The sequence below is a fragment of the Martelella sp. AD-3 genome (assembly GCF_001578105.1).
Lineage (GTDB): Bacteria > Pseudomonadota > Alphaproteobacteria > Rhizobiales > Rhizobiaceae > Martelella.
This window is the reverse complement of record NZ_CP014275.1, coordinates 430,038-443,049: the sequence shown is the minus strand read 5'-3', so window position 1 is coordinate 443,049 and position 13,012 is coordinate 430,038. Positions and strand designations below refer to the sequence as shown.

The window sequence follows — 13,012 nt, the reverse complement described above, 5'->3', positions numbered from 1 at the left end:
GCCAAGCCTTTGACGGCGCTGTTTTTATGATTTCAAAATCAATTTTGTGACAAATCAGGGTTGACCGTATCAAAAATCCGGGACTATCGTATCAATTATCTGAAACAAAGGGGAACAATCCTGATGAACAAAGCCCTTCTTCGCTCCGCCGTCACCGCGCTCGCGCTGATGGCAGCCGCGCCGGCCGCACTTGCCGACGACCTGATCATCGGCCTGCGTGCCGGCCCCGATTCCATCGACCCGCACTGGTCGACGCTCGGCAGCCAGGCCGAAGCGCTCCGCCACATCTACGACACCGTCGTCGATGTCGATGACAAGCTGCAGCTGAAGCCCGGCCTTGCCGTCAGCTGGGAGCCGATCGACGACACGACCTGGGAATTCAAGCTGCGCGAAGGCGTGAAATTCCATGACGGCTCGGACTTCACCGCCGAGGACGTCAAATTCTCGATCGAGCGCATTCCGGAAGTCACCGGCCCGATGCCGATGACGCTCTACACCAAATATGTCGACAGCGTCGAAGTGGTCGACGACTATACGCTGCGCGTCCACACCAAGGGCACGGCGCCGGCCCTTCCCAACGACTTCACCCGTCTTTTCGTCGTGCCGTCCGAGACCGGCATGGAAGCCCGCAACGAGGAGTTCAACTCCGGCGAGGCCGCGATCGGCACCGGGCCCTACAAGTTCGTCTCCTGGGAGCCCAAGGGCGACCTCGTGCTCGAGCGCTTTGACGGCTACTGGGGCGAGGAACCGGCCTGGGACAAGGTCATTCGCCGCGAAATTCCGGATGATGCCGCCCGCGTCGCGGCGTTGCGCTCCGGCGATGTCGACCTGATCAACTACGTTCCGGCCTCCGACTATCTGGCCTTCCAGAACGACGACAGTCTGGAGACCTTCATCTCCGACTCGATCTACATCCTCAACATCGCGCCGAGCGTGAAGGATGAGGAGCCGCAGCCGATCACCGTCAACGGCAAGCCGGTCGACGGCAACCCGCTGCAGGATCTGCGCGTCAGAAAGGCGCTCGACCTTGCGATCAACCGCGACGTCCTCGTCAATGTCGTGCTCGAAGGTCTTGGCAACCCGGCCAACCAGCTCATGCCGGAGGGCTTCTTCGGCTACACCGACGAGCTCGGCCCGCGCGAATACGACCTCGAACAGGCCAAGGCGCTCCTGGCCGAAGCCGGTTATCCGGACGGTTTCGAGATCGATTTCACCTGCACCAACAACCGCGTTCCCGGCGATGCCGTGGTCTGCGAGGCGCTGGCGCAGATGTGGGCCCGGCTCGGCCTGAAGGTCAACGCCCAGGCGCTGAACGGCACGGTCTTCTTCCCGGCCGCAGCGCGCGAGGAATACACGATGACCATGTCGGCCTGGGGCACGCTGACGGGCGAGGCAGCCTATACCTACGGCGCCCTGACGCACACCAAGGACGCGGAAAAGGGCTTCGGCAACTTCAACCGCACCGGCTATTCCAACCCGGAATTCGACAAGGTCTTCGACGAAGGCACGCAGACGCTTGACGCCGACAAGCGCCGCGAGCTCTATGAGCAGGCCTCCTTCATCGCCATGGATGACCGCGCCCTGATCCCGACCGTCATCCTGCAGACCGTCTGGGCCGCCGATGCCGACACGCTCGACATCACGCCGCGCGTCGACCAGGAAACGCGCGCCTACGAAATCACGCCCGCCCAATAAGGCGTGGCGCGAACGCTCTTGCGCCAGGGCGTTCACGGGCTGCGACCGGTTCGGCCGCAGCCCTTCATCGGCGAATGATGCCCGGCCGGATGCCGGATGATCCTGTTCGTGCGATATTCAGCGCGTCGCGCAGATGCGCATGCTTAATTCCAAGAGGCTCGGATGCTTGGTTTTCTTGTCCAGCGGTTTCTGCAGGCCGTTGTCGTCATCTTCGCCATGTCGATTATCGTCTTTCTCGGCGTCTACGCGATCGGCAATCCGATCGACGTGATGATCGATCCCGGCGCGACCCAGGCGATCCGCCAGAAGCTGATCGAGCAATACGGCCTCGACCAGCCGCTCTGGCAGCAATATCTGACCTTCTTGTCCAATGTCGCCCATGGCGATCTCGGAACGTCGATGGTCTACAACGTTTCCGTCATCAAGCTCGTCTTCTCCAGACTTCCGGCGACCGTCGAACTGGTCTTCGTCGCCGTGATGATCGCGACCCTGATCGGCATTCCGGCCGGCATCTATGCGGGCTACCGCCCGAACAGCATCCCCGCCAAGGCGATCATGGCGCTGTCGGTTCTCGGCTTCTCGGTCCCCACCTTCTGGATCGGCATGCTGCTGGTCATGGCCTTTGCCGTCAATCTCGGCTGGCTGCCATCGGGCGGGCGCGGCGATGTCGGCTCGTTCTTCGGCCTGCAGACCTCGCTTGTAACCGCCGATGGCTGGCGGCACGTGCTCATGCCGGCCTTCAACCTGTCGCTGTTCATGATGGGCCTGCTCATCCGCCTGACCCGGGCCGGCATGGTCGAGGCCATGCAGACGGATTATGTGAAGTTCGCGCGCGCCCAGGGCCTTCCCGACCGGCAGATCGTGTTCCGCCATGTGCTGCGCAATATCTCGATCCCGATCGTCACCGTCTTCGGCCTCGAACTCGGCTCGACGCTCGCCTTCGCCGTCGTCACCGAAAGCGTCTTCAACTGGCCGGGTGTCGGCAAGCTGATCATCGACAGCATCCTCCAGCTCGACCGCCCCGTCATGGTCACCTATCTCATTCTCGTGGTGATCCTGTTCGTGCTCATCAATCTCGTCGTCGACATCATCTACGCCCAGCTCGACCCGCGCGTGCGGCTGAAGGGAGGCAAGTGATGGCTGATACAGCGCCCGCCGAGGCACCGGTTGAAACCCGCCCTGCCCGTTTCCGCAATTTCTGTTCCGACTTTGCCCGTTCCCCGGTCGCTGTCGTCTCCCTGATCATGATCGTCCTCCTGCTGTTCGTCTCCTTCGCCGCGCCGCTGGTTTCGCCGCAGGACCCGTATGACATGGCGAAGCTCGATTGGCTGGACGCCTTTCTGAAGCCCGGCACGGTCGGCTCGGGCGGCTATACCCATATTCTCGGCACGGACAATGTCGGCCGCGACATGCTGTCGGCCATCTTCTACGGGTTGCGCACCAGTTTCGTCATCGGTCTTTCCGCCGGCGCTCTGGCGCTTCTCGTCGGCATTTGCGTCGGGCTTTCGGCGGCCTATTTCGGCGGCCGGATTGAGGCGTTTCTGATGCGCATCGTCGACCTGCAACTGTCGATGCCGGCGATCCTGCTGGCGCTGGTGCTGGTTGCCGTTCTCGGACAGGGCGTCGGCCAGATCATTCTGGCGCTGGTGATTGCCCAATATGCCTATTTCGCCCGCACCACCCATGGCGCGGCCACAGTCGAACGCGGCAAGGACTATATCGAGGCGGCGCGCTCGACGCCGCTTCCGACGGGCCGCGTTCTCTTCCGCCATCTTCTGCCGAACGTGCTGCCGCCGCTGATCGTCGTCGCAACGGTTCAGGTCGCAAGCGCCATCGCGCTTGAGGCGACGCTGTCCTTCCTCGGCGTCGGCCTGCCGCTGACCGAACCCTCGCTCGGCTCGCTGATCGCCAACGGCTTCAAATACATCCACACGGATCGCTACTGGCTGTCGATCTACCCGGGCCTGTTCCTGATGGTGACGGTGGTAACGATCAATCTCGTGGGCGATCAGGTCCGCACGGTTCTGGACCCGAGGCGCAGCCGATGACCAAAGCACTGGATGTCCGGGGCCTCACCACCCGGTTTGAAACCCGTCGCGGCAATGTCACCGCCGTCAACAATGTCAGCTTTGCCGTCGAGCGCGGCCGCATCATGGGCCTTGTCGGCGAAAGCGGCTCGGGCAAGAGCGTCACGGGCTTTTCCATCCTCGGCCTCGTCGAGGAACCGGGCCATATCACCGGCGGCGAAGTCCTGGTCGACGGTCAGGATCTAAGGGCGCTGAAGCCCGAGGCGCTGCGCAAGCTGCGCGGCGCCAAGGTCGCCATGGTGTTTCAGGACCCGATGATGACGCTGAACCCGGTTTTGCGGATAGGCGACCAGATGGCCATGGCCGTGCGCGTGCATGAAAAGATGTCGAAACGCGATGCCTGGGAGCGCGCCCGCCAGGCGCTCGAGACTGTCGGCATCCCGGCCGCCCGCGAAAGGCTGAAGGCCTACCCGCACCAGCTTTCCGGCGGCATGCGCCAGCGCGTGGCGATCGCCACGGCACTGCTCCACCGCCCGGCGGTGATCATCGCCGACGAACCGACGACGGCGCTCGACGTTTCGATCCAGAGCCAGATCCTTGCCGAGGTGCGACGGCTTGCCGATGAGACCGGCACGGCGATTGTCTGGATTACCCATGATCTTGCCGTGATCTCCAGCCTCGCCGATGATATCTGCGTGATGTATGCCGGCAGGATCGTCGAGCGCGGCGCGGCCGAGGAAGTGATCGCAGCCCCCCGCCACCCCTATACGGTTGGCCTGATCGGCTCGGTGCCCAGCCTGCACGAGCCGGGCGCGCATCTGCCGCAGATCCCCGGTTCGACGCCGCAGCTTGCCAACCTGCCATCCGGCTGCCCGTTCAGGCCGCGCTGTCCGCGCGCAACCGACATTTGCGCCACCGAGCCGCCCTTGCATGAGGACGGAACGCATTCGGTTTCCTGTCATCACCCGATGGAGGCCCCATGAGCAAGCCGCTTCTGAAGATCGAAGGCGTTCACAAGCGCTTCACCCGCAAGCCCGGCCTCGTCATCCAGGGCATCAACAGGATCGCCGGCAGGCCGTCGGGCGAAACCGTGCACGCGCTTTCCGACATTTCGCTGGAGGTCGCGGAGGGCGAGGTGCTCGGCCTTGTCGGGGAATCGGGCTGCGGCAAGTCCACGCTCGGACGGGTCATCTCCGGCATCTACACGCCGAGCGACGGAGAGGTCTTTCTGAACGGCGCGCCTGTTGCCCGCAAACGCGGCAACAATGTCGAAAAGCTCACCACCAAGGTGCAGATGATCCATCAGGATCCGTTCGCAAGCCTCAATCCGCGCATGAAGGTGGGCGAGACGATCGCCGAAGGCCCGCGCATCCACCATATCGTCAAGGCAAGCGAAGTGCGCGCCCGCGTGCGCAGCCTGCTTGCGCAGGTGGGTCTTGAAGGGGCCTATGCCGACCGTCTGCCGCACCAGTTCTCCGGCGGCCAGCGCCAGCGCGTCGCCATCGCCCGCGCGCTTGCCATGGAGCCGGAACTTCTGGTGCTGGATGAGGCGGTCGCCTCTCTCGACGTTTCGATCCAGGCGCAGGTGCTGAACCTGTTCATGGACCTGCGCCGCGCGCTTGACCTGACGGCCGTTTTCATCAGCCACGACCTTTCGGTCGTGCGGCATGTGTGCGACCGTGTGGCGATCATGTATCTGGGTCGCATCGTCGAACTAGCTTCGGCGGAAGAACTTTACGCCACGCCGCGCCATCCCTACACCAAGGCGCTGTTCGCCTCGATCCCCAAGCTCGGCGCCGGGCGCGGCTCGTTCCAGCCGATCGAGGGCGAAATCCCCTCGCCGCTCGATCCGCCGAAAGGCTGCGCCTTCCATCCGCGCTGCCCGATGGCCGGGCCCAGATGCAAGGCCGAACTGCCGCGCCTGAAACCGGCGCAAGGCGGAACGGCAACGGTTGCCTGCCATCTCAATGACGGCGGAACGGGCGCCACAGCAAAACCGGAGGCCGCATGAGCGCGTTTTCAAGCCGCATCGCCGAAATCAACGACATTCTCTCGGCCGTCAACCTGCTGCAATGGGATGCGCGGGTGATGATGCCGCCGGGCGGGGCCGCGACCCGCGGCCAGCAGATCGCCACGCTGAAGGCCAAGGCGCGCGAGCTGCTGCTGGAGGCGTCTACGGAGGATGCCGCCGAGACCGTGATGGCAACGTCCGGCGACGAGCGCGAGCGCCGCGCCGCCGGTGACGTGCTTGCCGCCCGCAAATGGCATCTGAGCGTGCCGCCCGCCCTGCTGCGCCGTCAGGACGAGATTTCGATCCTGGCCGGTCGGGCCTGGGAGAAGGCCCGCGCGGAGGGCGATTTCTCCCTGTTCCGTCCGCACCTCGCCGAGATCGTCTCGCTGGCCCGCCAGATGGCCGGTGCGATCGGTTATGACGCCCACCCCTATGACCCGATGGTACAGATATATGAACCCGGCGAAACCGCCGCCTCGCTGAAGGCGTTGTTCGATGACTTGCGCGAGGGCATCAAGCCAATTCTCGCTGCCGCGCTCAACCGTCCCAAACCGCGCACGGATTTTCTGTATCGGACCTATCCGGTCGAGCATCAGAAGGCGCTTTGCGCCGAACTTGCCGAAATCCTCGGCCTCGATTTTGCCCGCAGCCGGCTTGATACCGCCGTCCACCCCTTCGAGATTTCCTTTACCCGCCAGGATGTCCGCATCACCTCGCGCTGGAACCCGAACTACCTGCCGATGTCGATCTTCGGCACGATGCACGAGACCGGCCATGCGCTCTACGAACAGGGTGTCGACCCGGCGCTCACCCGCTCGGCCCATGCCACTGATCTGATCGGCCTTTACGCCGTCGGCGGCAGCAGTTTCGGCATGCATGAGAGCCAGTCACGGCTTTTCGAGAACCATATCGGCCGGTCCGCCGATTTCTGGGCATTGCATTTCGAACGGCTCAAGGCGCATTTCCCGGACCAGCTGGCTGATGTCAGCGAAGAGGAGTTCGTCCTGGCCGTCAACCGGACGGAGCCCGGCTTTGTCCGCGTGGAAGCGGACGAACTGACCTACGATCTGCACATCATGCTGAGGGTGCGCATCGAAATGGCGCTGATGGATGGCGCGCTTGCCGTCGATGACGTGCCGGCGGCCTGGAACGAGGCCATGCGCGAAGACCTCGGCATCGCGGTGCCGCATGACGGGCTCGGCTGCCTCCAGGATGTGCACTGGTCGAGCGGCTATATCGGCTCCTTCCCGACCTACACGATCGGCAACGTCACCGCCGCCCAGATCATGGCCCGGCTCGATGAAACCGAGCCTCGGCTCCGCGATGCAGCCAGGGCTGGCGATCTTGCGCCGCTGCGGCAAAAACTCGGCGAGATCGTCTGGCGGCACGGCCGCTCGAGAGGCCGCCACGCGGCGCTTTCGGCCATCGGCGCGGAAGCTGGAGATTGCAGCGCCTACCTGAGTTATCTGAGCGGAAAATTCGGATAGGCCGTCATCGCCACCATGCATATCGCCATCCCCGCGGCCAATCCCGACTCGCAAAGGCAAGCCATTGCTGACCTATTTGCATTGAAGAGGTAATACCAGTATAAGTCCAGATAATTTTTTCGCATTCACTGGAATCGCATATGGCGACGTCGGACATCATAAAGCGCGTGCGCGCGGAACTCGCCGGAAGCGCAACGGATATTCCTCTGTACAAACGCCTGAAAACGGCGATTGAGGCCGTCATTCTTTCCAATGAACTGCACGCCGGCGAGAGATTGCCGGGCGAGCGCGCTCTGGCCGAATCGCTCGGTCTTTCGCGCGTAACGGTTCGCAAGAGCTTCGCGCTTCTGGAGGAAGACGGGTTGCTCGCCAGGCGCCATGGCGCGCGAACCGAAGTTGCATCGAAAGTCGAGAAGACGCTGTCGAACCTGACCAGCTTTTCCGAGGATATCCGTTCGCGTGGCATGGAACCTGGATGTATCTGGCTTTCCAAGCAGATGAGCCGCCCGTCCCCGACCGAAATGATGGCGCTCGGGATCGGCAGCAACGAGAGCATATTGCGCATGCAGCGCATCCGGACCGCGGACGGAAAGCCGATCGCCGTCGAGATCGCCAGCGTGCCCCAACGCTTTCTCCCCGCACCCGAACTGGTCGGCCATTCGCTCTATGACGCGCTGGAAAAAAGGGGTTATCTGCCGCAACGTGCCATTCAGCGCATGCGGACGCGCTCCGCCTCGCAGGAAGACAGCGACCGCCTGTCCTGCCCCCCTCTCACCCCGCTTCTGGTCACCGAGCGCAGGTGCTTCCTGCCACAAGGCGACGTGGTCGAGTATTGCGAGACGCGCTACCGCGGCGATGTCTATGATTTCGTTTTCGAGCTACGGCGATAATACCAGTTATAAACTGGTTGCATTCTGGTCTTTCTTGAGCTGCTATATCGGAAAAAGCAGCGAGGGTTCCGGTGCGTCCAGACATTCTGAAAAACAGCCTGATCGTATCCTGTCAGCCGGTTCCGGGCGGTCCGATGGACGAGCCGGTTTTCGTCGCAGGCTTCGCCATGGCTGCCGTCGCGGCGGGCGCTGCCGCGCTCAGGATCGAATCCGAACGCTATGTTCGCGCGGTGCGCCCGAAGGTCAGCGTGCCGATCATCGGCATCGCCAAGCGCGACCTGGAAGACAGTCCGGTCCGCATCACCCCGTTTCTTTCGGACGTGGACGAACTTGCCGCCGCCGGCGCGGATATCATTGCCTTTGATGCAACCCGCAGGCCGCGTCCGGTCGAACTGGCCGCGCTTGTCGCCGCCGCCCGCGCCCACGGCAAGCTGACCATGGCGGACTGTTCGTCGCTTGACGATGCCCGAAACGCGCTTGAATGCGGCATCGATTTTGTCGGCACCACCCTTTCCGGCTATGTAGAGGGACCTGAACCCGACGACCCGGATATCGCCCTCATCACCGAAATGGCCGCCCTGACGCCCTATGTCATCGCCGAGGGCCGCATCCGGACACCGCAGCAGGCAGCCGATGCCGCGCGGGCAGGCGCCTATGCGGTCACGGTCGGCTCCGCCATCACCCGCACGGAACACACCACGGCTTGGTTCCGCGATGCACTCGCCGGCGCATACCGGGCCGCTGGTGACAGCCCGGTTCTCGCCGTAGATATCGGCGGCACGAAATCGATGGCGGCTCTGATCTCCGCCGGCGCGATCATCGAGAAGGCTCAGGTGCCGACCGCCGCAGACGGCAATCCCGACGGCTGGCTGGCGGCAATCGCGGCGGCAACCCGCGGCTGGAACGGTCGCTACGGCTGCGTCGGCATCGCGGCGACGGGCCTTGTGGAAGATGGCCGCTGGCAGGCCCTGAACACGGCGACCCTCAATATTCCCGGCGCCTATCCCCTGGCGGAGCGCGCCGCAAGCCTCTTCAAGGCGCCCGTCCTCGCCCTCAACGACGCCCAGGCGGCCGCGTGGGGCGAATATCGCGCTGCCAAGGAAGCCGTCAGCTCCGTCGTTTTCCTGACGATCTCGACCGGTATCGGCGGCGGCGTCGTTAGCAACGGCAGGCTGATGACCGGGCTTGCCGGACATTTCGGGCTGACGCGCGGCGCATCGGGCGGCGCGGGGCCTCTGGAGGACCGGGTTTCCGGCAAGTTTATCGCGGGCGAAGCCGCCCGGCTCGGACACGACGCCGACACGCCCTCGGTGTTCGCGGCCGCGGCCAGAGGCGAGGCATGGGCCGCCGGCATCGTCGACGGCTCGGCGGCAAAGGTTGCGACGCTTTGCGCCGATATCAAGCTGATGTTCGATCCCGACATCGTCATCATCGGCGGCGGCATCGGACTGGCCGACGGTTTCCTGCCGCGGGTTTCGAAAAACCTTGCAGCGCTGCCCGCACGCCTGAGGCCGGACATCCGGGCGGCGCGCTGCGGTGCCCAGGCCGGCCTGATCGGAATTGCCGATCTGGCGCGCTCCGCAGCGAGAGAAGGCAAGCCATAACCGGATATGTGACTGACTGAACAAATGCCAAAAAGAGAAGGGAACTCGACATGATCAAGAAAACGACAATTGTGGCCTTTGCCGGGCTTCTGGCAGGCACGGCCCTGCCGGGTATTGCCAATGCAACCGTAACCGTGCTCGGCTGGCCGGGCGGCTCGGAGGAAGCCGCGCTGCGGGCGGCAACGGACGTCTACAACGAAACCGCGCGCGAAGACGACAAGGTCGAACTGATCTTCTTCAGCCGCGACGGCTTTTTCGACAAGCTCCAGGCCGACCTTGCGGCCGGCTCCGATGCTTTCGACATCAACCTGATCGCCACCTATTCGATCGGTCGCTACGCGCCGTACATGGAGCCCATCGACCTTGGCGACGACGCCGAAACGGTGTTCGGCAAGGCCGTTCTGGAAACCATGCAGTATGAGGGCCGGCAATACGGCGTTCCGACGGACCTCTCCCTCCACTTCATGTATTACCGCACCGACCTTCTCGACGCGCTGCTCGGCGACGAGGATGCCAGGGCCGAATATTCGAAAATCGCGGAAGAGTATCTCGGCAAGCCGATGGCGCCGAAGCCGGCGGACGAATGGACCTGGGATGACTGGGCGGCAACGGCGCTCTACTTTACCAAATCCATCAACCGGGCAAGTCCCGTGCGCTACGGCACGGTGCTGCAGATGAAGAACCTCCTGTTCAACATGATGGTCTTCCAGTCCCTGCCGCGCTCCGACGGCGCCGACTGGCGGGACGCGGAGGGCAACATCACGATCGATTCCGAGGGCTACCGCAAGGGTCTCGCGCTCTACAAAACGCTCTACGACGCGGGCGCTACGCCGAAGGATTCGCTCTCCTACGAATATGCGGAAACCAATGCCGCCTTTGCTGCAGGCCAGGTTGCGACGGCTCTTCAGTGGAATGCGGCCGCGGGCGAACTGACCGATCCGGAAAAGACGCCTGCCGTCGCCGAGGTGACCGGCGTGGTCGCGCCGCCTGCCGGCCCGAACGGGCGGGCGGACCATATCCACGGTCTCGGACTTGGCCTCAACAAGAACGCAAAGAACAAGGAAGGGGCGCTCAGGTTCCTGCAATGGCTTGCAACCGAGGACGCCGCCCTGCTTTACGCCGAAAATGGCGGCTCTCCGGCCCTCATGCCTGATGTGGTCGCGAAGATCGCGGATGACCGGCCGGACCTGGTGGACCTCGGCAACTTCGCCAGCCGGTATGGTTATGTGATGGATGGCGGGACATCCGCCAACGCGCTGTCGATCTACGAAGTACAGGCCCGCGAGTTCACCGGCTACTGGTCGGGCCAGCAAAGCCTCGACGAGGCGCTGGCCAATACCGAGGCCGAAATGCGGGACCTGCTGAACCCGTAAGGCAGAACGGCGAGGTGCCAGCCGCGATCGCGGCTGCGCCGGATTGCTCCCGGACCGGCCCGAACGGCGCCGCCCGGGAGCTTTCTCCGGGCCAAAAGCCTTCTGTATTCCGGCATGACCGGACGAACCACGGCGGCGAACCACATGCAACTTGTAAATCGCGGCGAAGGGCGGCTTTTCCTGTCCCCGCTCGTCATATTCCTGCTGCTCTTTCTGGGCTTCCCGGCGATCGTCAATCTGGTCTATTCGATATCGACGGTCACCTTCGAAACCCTGCGCGCGCCGGAATTGAGCGGATACGGCAACTATCTCGACGTGTTGAGCGACCGCTATTTCTGGCAGGCATCCTGGTTTTCGCTGCGCTTCGGCATCATCACCGCGCTCGCCGAATGCCTGATCGGCCTGTTTCTGGCGATCTTCCTCAACCCGCTTCTCGGCAAGAGGCCCTATCTGATGGCGCCGCTGATGCTGCCCCTGATGGTGGCTCCCGCCATGGTCGGCCTGATGTATCGTCTGGTCCTGCACGAGTTCGCAGGCCCCGTTCCCTACTATCTCTGGATGTGGTTCGGCGACAGCCCGGCCTTTCTCGACGCCGACAACGCCTTCAGGACGCTGGTCGTCATCGAGACGCTTCAGTGGACGCCCTTCGCCTTCCTGCTGTTCCACACGGCCTATTCCGCCATCCCAAGCGATGTGCGGGAGGCCGCCGCGCTCGATGGCGCACGCGGATGGACGCTGCTGACGAAGATTGAGCTCCCGCTGATCAAGCCGACGCTGATCATCGCGTTTTTCATCCGCTTCATCGACGGCTTCCGCGTGTTCGACAATATCTATGCCCTCACCGGCGCGGGTGCAGGCGGCTCCACGACGTCGCTCTCGATCTATATCTATCAGGCCTTCTTCAAACAGGGCGCCATCGGCAAGGCGGTTGCCGCCTCGGTCGTTCTCTTCATCGCCTCGCTCGTCGTGCTCTATGCCCTGACGGCGCTCGGCAGCCGCAGGAAGGAGAAGACACGATGATGAGGACATTGCGTTGGATCGTGTTTGCCGTTGCCGCGATCGCGATGAATTTTCCGGTGATCGTGACGCTCATCACCTCCTTCAAGAGCGCGCGCGAAATCAGCTCCAATGCCGGGCTATGGATCAACGCTCCGACGCTTTCGAACTACCTGTCGGTGCTGACGGACACGACCCGGTTCAACATCTGGCTCTATCTCTTCAACAGCACGATGGCGGCCCTTATCGGAACGCTGCTGGCAATGGCTCTCACCTTCCCCGCCGCCTACGCGATTGCCCGTTCAGAGACCGGGCGCCGGGTGCTCTTCCCGATGGTTGTCAATCTGAGGGCCGTGCCGCTCATCATCTTCGCGATCCCGCTCTACATGATGTATCAATGGCTGGGTCTGCTCGACACCAGGGTCGGCCTCGGCCTCATCCTCACCATCGTCAACATTCCCCTGGCGCTCGTCATTTTCGTCAATGCCATTGCCGATGTGCCCGTAGAACTCGACGAAGCCGCCAAGGTGGACGGCGCGTCGACGCTTGCAACCCTTCGACGCGTGATCTGGCCCGTCGTCAGACCGGCAATGCTGACGAGTTTCATCTTCGGCTTCATCACCGCCTGGAACGAGTTCCTGTTCGGCCTGATGCTGACAACCAGCAAGGCCGTACCGATGACGGTGGGCGCATCCTTTTTCTTTGCGGCATCGGGCGGCGGCGTAAACTGGGGCACGGCTTCCGCCGTCATGATCATCGGCGCGCTGCCGCCGGCCGTCATCGGCCTGATGATGTACAAGCAGATTTTCGGCTCCATGACGGCGGGCGCGGTGAAGGGCTAGAAGCCCCGCGGTCGTCGACAAGAACGGCTTGCAAGCAGGCGGAAGCCATTTCAGGGGTCGGCGCACGCTCGCCCATTGACGGAGCCG

Annotated in this window: 11 protein-coding genes; all 11 read left to right on the top strand. The window is 63.5% G+C overall.

Going from position 1 to position 13,012, the window contains the following annotated elements:
* Positions 1 to 123: 123 nt before the first annotated feature.
* The 11 genes from AZF01_RS02005 (at position 124) to AZF01_RS01955 (ending at position 12,925) form a co-directional block, all read left to right on the top strand.
* Positions 124 to 1,695 carry an ABC transporter substrate-binding protein gene (locus tag AZF01_RS02005; RefSeq protein WP_024706202.1) on the top strand — a complete coding sequence of 524 codons (1,572 nt, stop codon included), beginning with the start codon at positions 124 to 126 and terminating at the stop codon, positions 1,693 to 1,695.
* Positions 1,696 to 1,857: 162 nt separating this feature from the next.
* Positions 1,858 to 2,832 (top strand): ABC transporter permease, encoded by a 975-nt coding sequence (locus AZF01_RS02000; RefSeq protein ID WP_024706203.1) that lies wholly within the window; start codon positions 1,858 to 1,860, stop codon positions 2,830 to 2,832.
* Positions 2,832 to 3,743, top strand: a complete 912-nt coding sequence (locus tag AZF01_RS01995) for an ABC transporter permease (RefSeq protein ID WP_024706204.1) — start codon at positions 2,832 to 2,834, stop codon at positions 3,741 to 3,743. Before AZF01_RS02000 ends, AZF01_RS01995 begins: the two co-directional genes overlap by 1 nt.
* On the top strand, positions 3,740 to 4,705 hold the full coding sequence (locus tag AZF01_RS01990) for an ABC transporter ATP-binding protein (RefSeq protein ID WP_024706205.1): 966 nt from the start codon (positions 3,740 to 3,742) through the stop codon (positions 4,703 to 4,705). The genes AZF01_RS01995 and AZF01_RS01990 overlap by 4 nt, the downstream gene beginning before the upstream one ends.
* A complete protein-coding gene (locus tag AZF01_RS01985) occupies positions 4,702 to 5,733 on the top strand; it encodes an ABC transporter ATP-binding protein (RefSeq protein WP_024706206.1) in 1,032 nt (343 codons plus the stop codon). The genes AZF01_RS01990 and AZF01_RS01985 overlap by 4 nt, the downstream gene beginning before the upstream one ends.
* On the top strand, positions 5,730 to 7,220 hold the full coding sequence (locus tag AZF01_RS01980; RefSeq protein WP_024706207.1) for a carboxypeptidase M32: 1,491 nt from the start codon (positions 5,730 to 5,732) through the stop codon (positions 7,218 to 7,220). Before AZF01_RS01985 ends, AZF01_RS01980 begins: the two co-directional genes overlap by 4 nt.
* 140 nt (positions 7,221 to 7,360) lie before the next feature.
* A complete protein-coding gene (locus AZF01_RS01975; RefSeq protein ID WP_024706208.1) occupies positions 7,361 to 8,110 on the top strand; it encodes a GntR family transcriptional regulator in 750 nt (249 codons plus the stop codon).
* A gap of 71 nt (positions 8,111 to 8,181) precedes the next feature.
* On the top strand, positions 8,182 to 9,714 hold the full coding sequence (locus AZF01_RS01970) for a putative N-acetylmannosamine-6-phosphate 2-epimerase (RefSeq protein WP_024706209.1): 1,533 nt from the start codon (positions 8,182 to 8,184) through the stop codon (positions 9,712 to 9,714).
* Positions 9,715 to 9,764: 50 nt separating this feature from the next.
* A complete protein-coding gene (locus AZF01_RS01965) occupies positions 9,765 to 11,087 on the top strand; it encodes an extracellular solute-binding protein (RefSeq protein ID WP_024706210.1) in 1,323 nt (440 codons plus the stop codon).
* A gap of 144 nt (positions 11,088 to 11,231) precedes the next feature.
* Positions 11,232 to 12,107, top strand: a complete 876-nt coding sequence (locus AZF01_RS01960) for a carbohydrate ABC transporter permease (RefSeq protein ID WP_024706211.1) — start codon at positions 11,232 to 11,234, stop codon at positions 12,105 to 12,107.
* Positions 12,104 to 12,925, top strand: a complete 822-nt coding sequence (locus tag AZF01_RS01955; protein ID WP_024706212.1) for a carbohydrate ABC transporter permease — start codon at positions 12,104 to 12,106, stop codon at positions 12,923 to 12,925. The genes AZF01_RS01960 and AZF01_RS01955 overlap by 4 nt, the downstream gene beginning before the upstream one ends.
* The last annotated feature ends 87 nt before the right edge of the window (positions 12,926 to 13,012 follow it).